The sequence below is a fragment of the Salmonella sp. SAL00672 genome (assembly GCF_046552175.1).
Classification (GTDB): domain Bacteria; phylum Pseudomonadota; class Gammaproteobacteria; order Enterobacterales; family Enterobacteriaceae; genus Salmonella; species Salmonella enterica.
The window spans coordinates 448,207-462,015 of record NZ_JBGDUQ010000001.1 but is presented as its reverse complement, the minus strand read 5'-3'; the positions used below and the strand labels follow the sequence as shown (position 1 = coordinate 462,015).

Genomic DNA, 13,809 nt, shown 5'->3' with positions numbered 1-13,809 from the left:
GATCGAATAATGAAAAAATATCAACGTCTGGCGGAGCAAATTAGAGAACAAATCGCCTCTGGCGTTTGGCAACCCGGCGATCGATTACCCTCGCTGAGGGAGCAGGTCGCCAGTAGCGGCATGAGTTTTATGACTGTCGGTCATGCGTACCAGTTGCTGGAAAGTCAGGGACGGATTATCGCCCGTCCGCAATCTGGTTATTATGTCGCGCCGCATCCGGTTTGTCGGTCAGTCGCGACGGCAGCGCACGTTATTCGGGATGAAGCCGTAGATATCAATACCTATATTTTTGAGATGCTGCAGGCGAGCCGTGATACCTCTGTGGTGCCCTTTGCCTCAGCGTTTCCCGATCCGCGTCTGTTTCCCTTGCCGCAATTGAACCGCTCTCTGGCGCAGGTCAGTAAAACCGCGACGGCAATGAGCGTCATCGAAAACTTGCCGCCAGGTAATGCAGAATTGCGCTATGCGATAGCACGCCGTTACGCGCAGCAGGGGATTACCGTTTCTCCTGACGAGATTGTCATTACCGCCGGCGCGCTGGAAGCGTTGAATCTTAGTTTACAGGCGGTGACGGCGCCGGGAGACTGGGTGGTGGTGGAGAACCCCTGTTTCTACGGTGCGCTACAGGCCCTGGAGCGATTGCGCCTGAAAGCGTTGTCGATACCTACCGATGTTAAAGAAGGTATCGATCTTATGGCGCTGGAACAGGCGTTACAGGAATATCCGGTGAAAGCGTGCTGGTTAATGACGAACAGCCAGAATCCGTTAGGGTTCACGCTGAGTGCTGAGAAAAAAGCGCGGCTGGTTGCGTTACTCACGCACCATAACGTGACGCTAATTGAAGACGATGTTTATAGCGAACTCTACTTTGGCCGCGAGAAACCTCTGCCTGCCAAAGCATGGGATCGCGACGATACCGTGTTGCATTGTTCGTCTTTTTCCAAATGTCTGGTTCCCGGTTTTCGCATTGGCTGGGTTGCGGGAGGAAGCCATGCCAGACAAATTCAGCGTTTGCAGTTAATGAGCACATTATCTACCAGTTCCCCCATGCAATTGGCGTTAGTGGATTATCTCTCGACACGTCGATATGACGCGCATCTGCGACGATTGCGAAGGCAGCTTGCCGAACGTAAACAGCAAGCCTGGCAAACCCTTTTGCGCCATCTCCCGGCGGAAGTAAAAATTCACCATAACGATAGCGGTTATTTTCTTTGGCTGGAGCTACCTGAGCAGCTTGATGCCGGTGAACTTAGCGCCAAAGCGCTTGAACACCTTATCAGTATCGCGCCGGGGAAAATGTTTTCAACGTCCGGCGCCTGGACGCGTTTCTTTCGTTTTAACACTGCATGGCATTGGGGAGAACGGGAAGAACAGGCCGTAAAACAGCTTGGCAGCCTGATTCGCGAGATGCTGAGCGCTAAAAGCCTTGTGTGAGGTGGAATGCGTGTCAGCTCACAACCTGACTAAATTTCCCGAGTGTGCCGGGTGAGCATCTGGCGCGCCGTCTATTTTTAGGAAAGCGGCGGCCCGTTCGCCGGAAATCGATTAATGACGATATGGGAAAATGCTATGCAATATCAATTACTGATTAATGGCGTGCTGGTGGACGGCGAGGGAGAAAGGCAGTCTGTTTATAACCCGGCGACAGGCGAGGTCATACTTGAGATTGCGGAAGCGTCGCCCGCGCAGGTTGACGCCGCAGTGCTGGCCGCCGATAGCGCGTTTGCCGAATGGGGGCAGACCACACCCAAAGCACGGGCGGAATGTCTGTTAAAACTGGCGGACAGCATCGAGCAAAACGCCCTTGAGTTCGCCCGGCTTGAATCGCAAAACTGCGGTAAGCCTTTGCACTGCGTAATTAATGATGAAATTCCGGCAATCGTGGATGTCTTTCGCTTTTTTGCCGGCGCGGCCCGTTGTTTGAGTGGGCTGGCGGCGGGCGAATATCTGGAAGGACATACGTCGATGATCCGCCGGGATCCGATTGGCGTGGTTGCCTCTATCGCGCCGTGGAATTATCCGCTCATGATGGCGGCCTGGAAGCTGGCGCCAGCGCTGGCGGCAGGTAACTGCGTGGTGATTAAGCCTTCTGAAATCACGCCGCTGACGGCGCTTAAACTTGCCGCGCTGGCGAAGGATATCTTTCCGCCGGGGGTGCTCAATGTCCTGTTCGGACGAGGGCAGACTGTTGGCGATGTATTGACCGGTCATGAAAAAGTACGCATGGTCTCTTTAACCGGTTCTATCGCGACCGGGGAGCATATTCTGCGCCATACTGCGCCAGCGATAAAACGTACGCATATGGAACTCGGTGGTAAAGCCCCGGTAATTGTTTTTGATGACGCCGATCTGGATGCGGTGGCGCAGGGCGTCCGGACTTTCGGTTTCTATAATGCCGGACAGGATTGTACTGCGGCGTGCCGTATATACGCGCAGCGCGGTATCTATGATGCGCTGGTCGAAAAGCTAGGGAACGCGGTGAGCAGCCTGAAAATGGGCGCGCCGGAGGATGAGTCGACAGAGCTGGGGCCGTTAAGTTCGCTGGCGCACCTGAAGCGCGTCACAGCGGCAGTAGAGGAGGCGAAGGCCCTCAGCCATATCCGAGTGATTACTGGCGGAAGTCAAACGGAAGGTAAAGGTTACTATTTCGCTCCGACGTTGCTGGCAGACGCAAAACAGGAAGATGCCATCGTGCAACGCGAGGTCTTCGGCCCGGTGGTCAGTATAACCGTCTTTGATGATGAAGATCAGGTTCTGAGGTGGGCCAACGATTCTCGCTATGGTCTGGCATCCTCCGTCTGGACTCAGGACGTTGGGCGGGCGCACCGGCTTAGCGCCAGATTGCAGTATGGCTGTACCTGGATTAATACCCATTTCATGTTGGTTAGCGAAATGCCGCATGGAGGGCAAAAACAGTCGGGATACGGCAAAGATATGTCATTGTATGGTCTGGAAGACTACACCCTTGTCCGTCACATCATGGTTAAGCATTAAGGATCATTTACTGTTCAGAAAAATCATGAAAAAATAGGCGGGTGTCGGCGGAGAGGGGGACCTCCCCGCCAACATGCGCAGCAAGTACTCAAAGGTTGAACACCTCAAGCAAACCAGCCGAATCTCAACGAGATCAGACCCAAAAGTCCTGCAGCAGCAAAGACATTAATCAGCACGACGGTTTTACTGGAAACATTCATTTTCGCCACCTTTCATCATAACCCCTATGGGTATAGTACGGGTTGGCGAGATCCGCAATAATACGTAAACAGGATATTCTGTGAGCGGAGCCGTGCATTGAGAACGTTTTGCTGTTAAGGCTGATAAACCTTGATGTGTGTCAAATAAAAAGAGCATATTGCGCGCGTTTTTTCCTCTGGTTGGCGCGGATGCCTGATATGACCCTCTTTCAAAAGATATTAATTTTTTACGCCGTCATGGCGGTGATATCATCCCTGATCACCTGGTTTTTGACTCATGACAAAAAACGAATTCGTTTCCTGAGCGCCTTTTTGGTTGGCGCGACATGGCCGATAAGTTTCCCCGTCGCATTGCTGTTTTCGCTTTTCTGACCTCAAGCCCGATACAGGTTACCGGGCATGGTTTTTCCGCCAGGTCAGGCTATCAGGGCAATTAATTGCGCTCTGTCTACGTCGGTAACGTCCTGCGGATGTCGATAACCTGCGTTCTCATTGGCCAGGGTATACAGCGCAACAAGCCAGTCATAGACATAGCGGCTGGCGGCGTGAACGGGCTGTTCGTCAAGCTTTGTTAGACGTAACATTGTCGAACGCGGCGTTGCGGCGAAAATGGCTGCGCCTTTCTGAACGCGGCTGGCCGGGCGTTGGGCCTCCTCGATATTTGCGTAGCCGAGCCAGGCGATGAAGTTACCAATGATGGCATGAAGCTGCGCGCCGCTCACCTCCTCGCGCTGCATGGTTTTCTGTAACTGCTGAGGTAAACCGAGGCGATAGCTGGCGGTAATTAAAATCTCCGCCACGGCGTTGAGCATCTGCGGTTCCAGTCCCAGACGCTGCGCATTATCCCGGCAGTGGGCCCACTGGCGCAGATGATTGATCCACATTTTGTGCGCCTGGTAGCCTGTTTCGTGACCTTCTGACGCTGAAGCGCGCGTTGGTTCGTCGGCAAAGAGATCGATCGCGTCATTAAATAAACCGCTGACCTGTTCTTCTCGCGACTGTCGGGTGCGCAGCAACGCTTCGAAATTCTGTACTGGCGGTAACAGCCCGGCCAGCAGGTCGCCATGTCTGGCGGCCTGGGCCTGAAGACGCCGGATCACGGTTTCAACCGGTAGCCGCGCGTCATCAAACATCGGTAACAGATCGCGCACGCGGCCTCGCAGTTGTGCGCGTAACGCCTGTAAGCGCGCCTGTCGCTGTGGTGCCGATGTCGCCTGCGATAACCACTCCACCAAACGCTGCATACTGTGTTTATCCAGCGCCTGCAACGTTCCCCAATGCACGCCAGGTTTACCCATCAACTGCTGGACGGCCTCATCCAGATTTTGCTGGGTGGCAAAACGGGCATCCTGTGGAGTAATAGCCCAGACGACGCCGGGTAACGCTGATTCATGCTGCGGCTGCGTGGCGTTAACCCACTCCAGTAAGTGACGGGCGGCAGTGGACGTTTGCGAGCGAGATGCCAGAGCATTGCAAATCACCAGAACATCGGGCTGTATCTGCTGACGGTAATGGGCCAGCATCCAGCCTAATTTCGCCCGCCATAACGGATGAGGATGACTGTCTGGCGCGACCGGAATATCCAGTAAATCAACGTTATCCAGTACGCTATTTTCAACGGTTAGCACCAGTTCGCGGGTAAGCAGCGCCAGAGAATCAAGCGAAAGGCTGACCGCATTGAGCAGTCGGCCTTCCTTAACCGGATGCACCACCACATCGCTTTGCGTATCGCTGGCGGTTAGCGCCATTTGCGTCAGGAAGTTTTCCGCCGGTAAGCCAAAATGATCGACCAGCAGGCTGAGCGGCGCCGCCAGTTCCCCGGCATGGCCGGTTTGTTGCAACATATGCGCCAGCGCCAGCCATTGCTGGGTGATCTCTGGTTGCTCTCCCCACAGTAATGCCCAGGCGTGCGCCCGTGTCGTGAGATCCAGCGTAGGCAAGAGCGAGGCAAAGTGTTGCCATGTCGCATCATCAATATGTTGTCTGGCGGACGGCAGGCAAGAGCGCCAGAAACTCGCGATGGTCGCTACCTCTTCAGCGGTAACGCCGGGGACGGGCTGCGGTTGGCGAAGCGATTGCCATTTCTCCAGGCGTGATGTGATAATGGATTTTTCGACCTGGCGACAAACGGGGGACGAGCTGGTCCAGGCAATAAAGATCTGCACCAGTTCGGCTTCACTGATCAAGCGCAGGCGCAACGGCCAGCCGCTCTCGTTTGAAAAAATGTCGCGCGTAAAGCGAATAGCCATATTCGCTGGCGCATGACCCGGATTGATGTGGCTGAAATAATCATAGTCACGGTCCGGCGTGATAATTTCCAGCTTGCCATTCTCGTTACCGCATAGCGTCGTTAACAGATGCGCTTTTGCGGATTGCGCATACCCGTACAGACCGACGCAGCCATGTGATGCGCAGGCGGCGTTGAGCGCTGACTCATCCGCTGCGGCAAGCGTAAGTTGCGCCAGCAGAGCGTCGGCTTCATCATCCAGCCGCGTTGCGTAACGGCGCGTGTTGTTAACCCACTCGATAACAGCCTGGGTGGCGTTTAACGGTTTTGTCATTTCAGGTATACACTCCCGCTATCTATCCAGTAGTGGCTGCCGCTGTGGCGACGGTCAGCCAGCGTATTCAATTTTAATGTCAGCGCATCGGCGGCGACCGGCGTCCCGTCCTGGAGCCAGGCATCACTTAATATGAACGATTCCGGGGCGCTATCTTTGCTACTGCCGCGTAATTTCAGTCGCACATTCAGTACGCCGTCGCCAGCGATGGTTTTCGCCAGTTCGGCGGAATTAATGCTCAGGCAATAGAGTGGGGTTGCCGGCCAGCGACTGTTCGCCAGTTGACGGAAACCCAACGTCACGTTGCCGCGTAGCGGAAAATGCAGGCGTGCGTCCAGCGTTGCGCCGGGTTTATCCAAATCGATCTCGTGATACCAGATGTTTTCATCGCGAAGCGTATTAACGGTATTATCCAGTACGCCGAGATAACGCACAGTCGAATACGCGCCGATATCAGCCGCTTTAAAATTGAAACGCGGCAGACGTAAGTCCAGCGCCAGGCTGCATAACATCGCGCCCACCGCGGCAGTGGATTTTGGATTGCCGATACGCCCTTGTTGACTGAAGGGATACCATTCATGTACCTGATACTTATCCATCCACACAATGCGATTAACCGGCACCGGTTGTAAGTGCCGGATGAGCGCCTGTACGCCGGGTAAACAGGTCGGTCTCCCCGTCACCAGCAAGATATCGCAGTGATAGTGGGATATCGCTTCGCAGACCGCATGAAGCGGCGTTGTCAGCGTAAACTGACCGGCCAGCAGAGCCTCCTGAAGCTGGCTAAACTGGATTTGCAACGGCACATTGAATATATCAAATGTCGGCGAACCAGACGGTAAGGCATGATCGATCGCCTGCTGGATATAGTTCATCACGTTGCTCGTTGGGCGGCGGATCAGCAGATCGCCAAATGTCGCATGTAAACCGGCAAACGGATCGTTAATGTCGCTTTGCTCCCAGGCGGAAAGTACCGCATGGCCCAGCGGCATAAATAATTGCAGCGCCGTTTGCTGGCGCAAAATGGCCTGAGTATCAATTCGTCCCGAATCGCCAAATAAGGTCGCCAGCAGGGCGGCGGCATCCGTAACGCCTGCCCGTTGCAACGCCGTTTGCAGGGAAGGGAGTACGCAACGCTGAATGATATCCAATAGCAGATCGTCCCCGGCGACTTTAAAACCTTCGCGAAACAGGAGGTGAGGCGTAATTTTTACATTGGCCCCCACGCCGTCATCTAACTGATAGTGAACGATCGCCATATCCGTCGTGCCGCCGCCGATATCAATCGATGCCACGCGCAACGCGCGTCCGGGGACGACGCCGGGTTCAGGCTGGCGATCCGGTCTGGCCAGCGCATTAAAAAAGGATTCGGTACGCCCGGCGTAATGCGAAATGGCTTCGTTATAAAGCCATACCAGTTGGCCGCAACTTGCTTCGTCCCATTCCATCTGTATTTCTGGTACCGGCACCACGCTTTTTTCACGCTGCTTAGGCGTGGTGAAATCCTCATCCTGCGGATGCCAGCCCATGGCTTTCCAGACCAGCGCCAGTGCTTCAAACATTCGCTGGCGGAAAATTTCTCGCTCCTGTTTCGGCATGGCGGAAGGCAGCGTTAAAATCAGGGTGCGTAGCTGGCGCGGCGAGGCGGGAAAGCCGAGCCGCAGCCGGGTGGCGACGCTGTTAATTTGCCCCAGCGCCTGAGCCAGAATTTCGCACAACATATGCGTCATCAAGGTGCTACGGCTGTATTGCGGCGAAAAAACCGGTAGCCTTTCTTCATGCGGCAGGCGGAATAACGGCTGTCCGTCATCGTTCATCAGATTCATCAGCGGAAACGCGGTGGCAAGCGGTTCGCGCTGCGTTTTACCGTGGATCTGGCTAAAACGCCAGTCCTGCAAGGCGGGGGTTTCATCCCACAGGTAGCGACGCGGGCTGGAGATGCCGCTGCTGCCTTCGGTGCCCACACGCTGCATAGCAAGGGCGCGAGCCTCGTCGCCCACACGCACAATGGAAGGCCAGACAAAGGCGTCGTCTCGTCCGCTTTCGACAGAAAAGTGTTGCTTGCCAAAGCGTGCTTCCGAGAATTCCACCCGGCTGGTAAATAAAGGATCGTTCAGATACTGCGGCTCGCTTAAAGAACGCACCTGAAGCTCTGCCGTCTGGCGTAACCCGTCATTTGCATCGCCATGATCCTCGATCAAGACGCCGCAGGTATGCGTATTGCCGACATCCAGAATCAGATCGACCGGGATTGCGGGCGTGCTTAACGTATGTGTCACAAACTTTACTTCCGGCACCGTAAGCTGTTCGCCTAACAGCGTCAGTAAATTCAACCAGTGCGCCTGATACTCAAAGCTACGCAGCGCTTGTTGTATGGCCTGTTCCGAACGGTTTTCCACCTGTGAGGCATACTGAAGAAACGACTCGCGCAGCCAGCCGTCAATCCATGTCTGGTCAAGAAAATCGGCAACTTCTTCATCCTGCCAGGCGAGCGCAAAACGTGTGCCATTGAGCAGATCGTTTTCGCAAGGCGCCAACGCCGCAGGCATATTTTTTGCCAGCTGACTGTCGAAGGCGAGGGTGATCCGGTGTGTGTTTCCGGCGCTATCTGGCTCGCTGAGTTTACGTACCTGAATGCGCGCCCAGTTATCCGGCCCGTCAATAAAAGTACGCGGCGGATTAAAACGCAGGAACGGCAGGGGAAGCCAGATTCCGTCGAGTACATCCAGAGAATAGTGCAGCGTCTGAGTGCTTTCCGGTTTCACGACTTCGGGTTGGCCGCCAGCACGTCCAGGCAACGTGTAGCGCCCGCTGGTCAGATCAAAATCGAGGCGCAGTAGCGGGCCGTTTGCCGTTTTGCGCACAAAACGTCCGTAGTGGGCCGACTCTTGCGGCGTTAAGCCAAAATCAAGAAACTGGACGCCGCTGTTTGCAATGAGCGTGACGCTCTGTTTGTAATCACACAGATTGACCAACATAAAATCAGGCACCTATCTTTTTAAACGTCAACGGAATTGCCGCGTGGTCGCCATAACGGGCGGTACAGGTTGCGACGTCATTGACGCCTGCTTTACAGGTAATTTCCGGCATCGGATAACGTGAACCGTCGGTGCAGCGCGCATTGCCGCGACTTTTAATCATCAGCTCGCCCGTTTGATGCAGACCAGAGAAAATTTCCGCCCGACAAACCACGTTATCGCCATGTACTACGCGCGCGATACCTTTGTTATTTTGGATCTGATAACGCAGAGAGGGCGGCTTGCCGGTAATCGGATCTTTGACATCCACGCTGACCCGCCAGCTACCGTTTAAAAAGCGCGTGGTTCCAAGCTTCATCTGCGTACTGTCCATCACCAGCGCGTCTTTGGGGATAGCGGTAATGATAACAGGCGCTTCCGGCAGCGGCGCCGCTTTGGGGGCGGGCGTCACCTCAGCGCGATGCAGCGGCAAATGCGCGGCGAGTTCAGGCAATGGGGTAACGTGAGTTTTCGCAGTAGCGACAGGCGCGGCGCGAACAGGAGAGGCCCCGTCAACGGATGAAGATGGCCAGAAAAAAGGCGTGGCGACGGCGGCGATAACCACGGCAGCGACAGGTAAGCTCCACAGCGGTAGACGGCGAGCTCTTTTCGCCTCAGCAACCGGGATAGGTGCGGCCGGCTTCGGCTCGCTAACGATAACGGGCGGCGCAACAGGTTCCTCCGGCATTTTCGGCGGCTCAATGACAGACGTTAACAACGGTTCATCCGCCTGACTAGATGCCGCCTCTACCAACGGCTTTGCTTCGGGTTCCGGCTCCGGCTCGACCAGCGGGATGTCAGGGATTGCCTCGGTTACCCGCAGGCAGTCCAGCATATCATCGCGTGTATTTTCGTTGAGATTAACGAATCCCCAGAAGGTGATAACCGGTTTGCCGTTAACCAGGAAAACATGATTTTCGCCGGGAAATTGCGTCGCTTTCTCAAGTAGCGACCCAAATAGCTGGAGCGCTGTTTTACCGGATTGCAGACTTTTGCGACTGAGTGCAGCCGCGCTTTCAAAAGTGCTGGCTAAATAACGTAAAGCCCGAGAACGTGTCTCTTCGTCAGCCGCTTTCCACGCTATCGCCTGACCTTCAATCGGCGAATACCAGTCAACCCGATCGCCATTATCGTTAAGTTGCGGAATCGCCAGACAGTCAACCATCGCCTGCTGTTTACGCAGACGAAGCGTTTCGCGAATTTGCAATGCTGATTCAAATACGGCCTGACCGCCGCCGCCCACGGCCTGATAATCATCCAGATTGCCGCTGCGCAAGAGAGATTTTGCCACGTTGTTATCCCTTAGACTTCTTCACGCGTCTACTTTACGGGGTCTATACGCAAGCAAACGGCGGAAGAAAGGCAAAAAGGCGCGAATTCTCGGTCTATTAAGCCCCGTGTTTTCACTTGACGTAAGTTAAATCAGGAGGGCAGCGGCGAATTACCGCATCGGGCGACAATAACGCGTATAATAGGCGAATCATGCTGTTACAGAATAAAGAGTAGGAGAGCTTATGTCGCACCTGGAGGAAGTGAGCGCCCGCGTGGATGCCGCCATCGCGGAGAGCGTAATTGCCCATATGAATGAATTGCTGATTGCCTTGAGCGATGACGCTGAATTACGTCGCGAAGATCGTTATGTGCAGCAGCAGCGTTTACGCACGGCTATCGCGCATCACGGCAGGCAATATCAAGAAGATCGGGACGCGCGCCGCGAGCAGCTCACCAAAGGCGGCACGATCCTGTAACCCATTAAAACTGGCGCTTCGCAATCAGCCATGCGCCAATGACCAGCAACAGCGCGCCAAACGCCGGCCCGACCATTGCGCGTAACGTGACGCCGTGGCTACGCGCGATATCCAGCGCCAGTCCGCCGATTAACTGGCTGGCGACCAGTACCGCGATAGTCGTCGCGGCGCCAACGTTCTGATACCCGCTAATGCTGGCAAATACAAAAAATGACCCCAGCAGACCGGGGATCAATGTCCACCAGCGAACGCTGGCGACCAGCTCGCCGAAACCCGCAGCGCCTTGCTTAAACCACAATATCGTCACAAATAAAACGATCCCTACCAGCGAGTTCAACAGCATAGCGATCAGAATCGTCGATGATGTCTGCGTAATACGCACCATAATACTGTTTTGTACCACCAGCCCGACGCCGGCGGCGATCAAAAAGATAAGCGTCAAAGACTGGTTCATCAGCAGGCGTCCGGCGCGGCGTGTTCATCAAGCTGGAGTTGCATAAACGTAAGATCTAACCAACGGCCAAATTTTACGCCGACCTGCGGCATTTGCGCGGTAACGGTAAATCCCAGCGAATGATGCAGGCGTATCGAGGCGGCATTCTGTGACTCAATACCGGCCACCATCACATGTTTGCCGCAGCGTCGGGCTTCGTCGATCAGTCTGCTGAGCAGTTTTCGCCCCAGTCCTTTCCCTTGGTGCGCCGGATGAACATAAACCGAGTGCTCGACGGTATAGCGAAAACCGTCGAAACTGCGCCAATCGCCAAATGATGCATAGCCAGTCACCACGCCATTTTCTTCGCTTACCAGCACCGGATAGCCCAGTAATTGACGGGCCTCATACCAGGCAAGGCGATTATCCGTATCGACCGTCCGATCGTTCCAGATGGCCGCAGTATGTAATACCGCATGGTTATAGATTTCGGTAATCGCGGCGCAGTCTGCTTTATCGGCAAAGCGAATCGTCATAGGGAACCCCAGGGAATGTTTACGATAGTGTTAGAAATACTATTGAAGGCGGCATAAATCAACGAATTAGCGCAAGAATTCATATTTAGCGAGAGGGGGAAGAAAGTCGTTCATAAAAGCGTCCCGCGGTGAAAGCAGCCTGATATCTGAGAGTGTTTAACTCCCTCAGATAGCGAATGTTCGACTATTATTGATGGATTATGCCAGGCATGAGGAGAATAGAATGAAGCAACAGACCAACCGAAATCGTCGTTGGGTTTTGGCCTCGCGTCCCCACGGCGCGCCGCAGATGGATAACTTCCGCCTCGAAGAAGATGACGTCGCGACGCCCGGTGAAGGGCAGGTGCTATTGCGTACCGTTTTTTTATCACTCGACCCTTATATGCGTGGCCGCATGAGCGATGAACCCTCTTATGCGCCGCCTGTGGAACCTGGCTGCGTTATGGTTGGCGGTACGGTCAGTCGCGTTGTCGCGTCGAACCATCCTGATTACCGACCAGACGAATGGGTGTTGAGTTACAATGGCTGGCAGGATTATGACATTTCAGATGGCGAAGGGTTAGTAAAGCTGGGTGATAATCCGCAACATCCTTCCTGGTCATTGGGTATTTTAGGAATGCCGGGGTTTACCGCCTATATGGGGTTACTGGATATCGGCCAGCCGAAAGAGGGCGAAACGCTGGTTGTCGCCGCCGCCACCGGCCCCGTAGGCGCAACGGTTGGGCAAATTGGCAAGCTGAAGGGCTGCCGGGTCGTGGGTATTGCTGGCGGCGCGGAAAAATGCCGTCATGCGACAGACGTTTTGGGATTTGATCTGTGCCTTGATCATCACGCTGATAATTTCCCACAACAGCTTGCGCAGGCCTGCCCGCAGGGTATCGATATCTATTATGAGAATGTCGGTGGTAAAGTCTTTGACGCCGTCTTACCGCTACTGAATACGTCGGCGCGGATTCCGCTCTGCGGTCTGGTCAGCGGCTACAATGCGACAGCGTTGCCGGACGGTCCAGACAGACTGCCTCTGCTGATGGCGACATTACTTAAAAAGCGTATTCGTCTGCAAGGTTTTATCATCAACCAGGACTATGGTCACCGGATACATGAGTTTCAGCAAGAAATGGGGCGTTGGATCAAAGAAGGGAAAATACATTACCGGGAGCAGATTACTGATGGGCTGGAAAATGCGCCAGAAGCGTTTATGGGGCTGCTGGCGGGGAAGAACTTTGGCAAAGTCGTGATACGTTTAGCGGACGATGCGTAAAGAAAAAATGGCGGCATTATGTCGCCATAAAAATGTGCAAATTTTAAAATTGCGGCTTTACTTATATTCATCATTCAGATCGCGGTGGGGCAGCTTATCTCCCTCAGCGGCCTGAACTGGTCAAAAATCTCGATACATGAAGGAATGACGGAGATAAAACGGTTGCCATAAAGAAACCTGTATTGTTGTAAAAGATGAGAATATCACGCAAGTAAATTATCACTTTTATTTATTTGGCCGTTCAGGCCTGGATTATCTTTTTTACAATTAAGTTCCGAAACTTCTTCGGGACTCGATTGCGATGTTGTTCTGCCAAGAGGTGAAGGAAGGAAAATGCCGGGTACGGAAAAAACACAACATATAAGCCTGACCACACAGGTTGAAAATCGGTTAAAGCATCAATTGTCTATTGGCGCATTAAAACCAGGCGCAAGGCTTATCACTAAAAATATTGCTCAAGAGTTAGGCGTCAGTATTACGCCGGTGCGTGAGGCTCTATTAAGGCTGGTCTCTTCCAGTGCTTTGGCGGTGGCGCCAGCACAGGCGTTTATGGTGCCGGAGATCTCGCTGGAAAGTTTGCTGGAAATTAATACGATTCGTACTGCCCTGGAGGAGATGGCGGTGGTCGCCGCTGCGGGTAAGATTACCCCGGATCGCGAGCAGATGCTGAATGCGCTATTAGATGAATTTCAACAGGCGCTGGAAAGTGGCATTATGGAGAAAATTCTTTTGGCCAACCGCGCATTCCGCTTTGAGATCTACCACTACGCGGATATGCCAACGCTGTATGCCATGATCGAGCAATTATGGGTACGCCTGGGGCCAAGCCTGCATTTTTTATATGATAATTTTAAACTTGATGATTATCAAAACGGCGTTAATCTGTACAGAAAATTGCTTAATGCGTTAGTGACTGGTGATAAAGAAGCCAGTCGCCACTGCCTACAGAACGTTTTGCAACAAAACGTAGCGACGATTAAAAATCAGTATTTCATGTAACCTTCATGTAACTATGGCTTATCAATAGCGGGGATTCCCCGCTATTGCCGGATATTTGCC

General features: G+C 53.8%; 12 protein-coding genes. 6 read left to right on the top strand and 6 right to left on the bottom strand.

All coding sequences use genetic code 11. From position 1 onward, the window contains the following. Nucleotides 1-9 precede the first annotated feature (9 nt). Nucleotides 10-1,434, top strand: coding sequence for a GntR family transcriptional regulator YdcR (gene ycdR, locus ACLJTG_RS02360; protein ID WP_000760692.1), 1,425 nt, complete (start codon nt 10-12; stop codon nt 1,432-1,434). Between the two features lie 114 nt (nt 1,435-1,548). Further along, nucleotides 1,549-2,994, top strand: a complete 1,446-nt coding sequence (patD, locus tag ACLJTG_RS02355; protein WP_000158093.1) for an aminobutyraldehyde dehydrogenase — start codon at nt 1,549-1,551, stop codon at nt 2,992-2,994. 104 nt (nt 2,995-3,098) lie between these two features. Here patD and yncL read toward each other — a convergent pair whose 3' ends face one another. Next, entirely contained in the window at nt 3,099-3,194 is a 96-nt protein-coding gene (yncL, locus tag ACLJTG_RS02350; RefSeq protein WP_001103198.1) for a stress response membrane protein YncL, read from the bottom strand. A 198-nt stretch (nt 3,195-3,392) separates the two neighbouring features. On the opposite strand from yncL, the gene ACLJTG_RS02345 reads away from it, so the two are divergent. Next, nucleotides 3,393-3,566, top strand: a complete 174-nt coding sequence (locus ACLJTG_RS02345; RefSeq protein ID WP_000171943.1) for a GhoT/OrtT family toxin — start codon at nt 3,393-3,395, stop codon at nt 3,564-3,566. Nucleotides 3,567-3,610: 44 nt separating this feature from the next. Here the strand turns inward: ACLJTG_RS02345 and srfC are convergent, their stop codons facing one another. From srfC to srfA, 3 genes are read right to left on the bottom strand one after another with little or no spacing between them, the layout of a single operon-like run. Continuing rightward, the gene (gene srfC, locus ACLJTG_RS02340) at nt 3,611-5,755 is read right to left on the bottom strand and encodes a virulence-associated effector SrfC (RefSeq protein WP_079957828.1); all 2,145 of its coding nucleotides are present in this window, start codon (nt 5,753-5,755) and stop codon (nt 3,611-3,613) included. Then, nucleotides 5,752-8,733, bottom strand: a complete 2,982-nt coding sequence (locus ACLJTG_RS02335; protein ID WP_023218160.1) for a virulence factor SrfB — start codon at nt 8,731-8,733, stop codon at nt 5,752-5,754. The genes srfC and ACLJTG_RS02335 overlap by 4 nt, the downstream gene beginning before the upstream one ends. 4 nt (nt 8,734-8,737) lie before the next feature. Then, complete coding sequence (gene srfA, locus ACLJTG_RS02330) at nt 8,738-10,063, bottom strand: virulence-associated effector SrfA (RefSeq protein ID WP_198898134.1); 1,326 nt, start codon at nt 10,061-10,063, stop codon at nt 8,738-8,740. A 223-nt stretch (nt 10,064-10,286) separates the two neighbouring features. Here srfA and ACLJTG_RS02325 point away from each other — a divergent pair, with 223 nt between their 5' ends. Then, complete coding sequence (locus ACLJTG_RS02325; protein WP_000018720.1) at nt 10,287-10,520, top strand: YdcY family protein; 234 nt, start codon at nt 10,287-10,289, stop codon at nt 10,518-10,520. 4 nt (nt 10,521-10,524) lie between these two features. Here the strand turns inward: ACLJTG_RS02325 and ACLJTG_RS02320 are convergent, their stop codons facing one another. Then, nucleotides 10,525-10,974, bottom strand: a complete 450-nt coding sequence (locus tag ACLJTG_RS02320) for a DMT family transporter (protein ID WP_001076565.1) — start codon at nt 10,972-10,974, stop codon at nt 10,525-10,527. Further along, the gene (gene mddA, locus ACLJTG_RS02315; RefSeq protein ID WP_000155373.1) at nt 10,974-11,489 is read right to left on the bottom strand and encodes an L-methionine sulfoximine/L-methionine sulfone acetyltransferase; all 516 of its coding nucleotides are present in this window, start codon (nt 11,487-11,489) and stop codon (nt 10,974-10,976) included. Before mddA ends, ACLJTG_RS02320 begins: the two co-directional genes overlap by 1 nt. Nucleotides 11,490-11,712: 223 nt before the next feature. Here mddA and ACLJTG_RS02310 point away from each other — a divergent pair, with 223 nt between their 5' ends. Beyond that, entirely contained in the window at nt 11,713-12,750 is a 1,038-nt protein-coding gene (locus tag ACLJTG_RS02310) for an NADP-dependent oxidoreductase (protein WP_001517827.1), read from the top strand. Between the two features lie 333 nt (nt 12,751-13,083). Further along, nucleotides 13,084-13,749 (top strand): colanic acid/biofilm transcriptional regulator McbR, encoded by a 666-nt coding sequence (gene mcbR, locus ACLJTG_RS02305; protein WP_410958879.1) that lies wholly within the window; start codon nt 13,084-13,086, stop codon nt 13,747-13,749. Nucleotides 13,750-13,809: the final 60 nt, after the last annotated feature.

Coding starts and splice junctions, on each gene's coding strand:
- ACLJTG_RS02325 (WP_000018720.1), top strand. CDS start 10,287: ATGTCGCACCTGGAGGAAGTGAGCGCCCGCGTGGATGCCGCCATCGCG.
- ACLJTG_RS02345 (WP_000171943.1), top strand. CDS start 3,393: ATGACCCTCTTTCAAAAGATATTAATTTTTTACGCCGTCATGGCGGTG.
- ycdR (WP_000760692.1), top strand. CDS start 10: ATGAAAAAATATCAACGTCTGGCGGAGCAAATTAGAGAACAAATCGCC.
- patD (WP_000158093.1), top strand. CDS start 1,549: ATGACGATATGGGAAAATGCTATGCAATATCAATTACTGATTAATGGC.
- ACLJTG_RS02320 (WP_001076565.1), bottom strand. CDS start 10,974: ATGAACCAGTCTTTGACGCTTATCTTTTTGATCGCCGCCGGCGTCGGG.
- mddA (WP_000155373.1), bottom strand. CDS start 11,489: ATGACGATTCGCTTTGCCGATAAAGCAGACTGCGCCGCGATTACCGAA.
- ACLJTG_RS02310 (WP_001517827.1), top strand. CDS start 11,713: ATGAAGCAACAGACCAACCGAAATCGTCGTTGGGTTTTGGCCTCGCGT.
- srfC (WP_079957828.1), bottom strand. CDS start 5,755: ATGACAAAACCGTTAAACGCCACCCAGGCTGTTATCGAGTGGGTTAAC.
- yncL (WP_001103198.1), bottom strand. CDS start 3,194: ATGAATGTTTCCAGTAAAACCGTCGTGCTGATTAATGTCTTTGCTGCT.
- mcbR (WP_410958879.1), top strand. CDS start 13,084: ATGCCGGGTACGGAAAAAACACAACATATAAGCCTGACCACACAGGTT.
- ACLJTG_RS02335 (WP_023218160.1), bottom strand. CDS start 8,733: ATGTTGGTCAATCTGTGTGATTACAAACAGAGCGTCACGCTCATTGCA.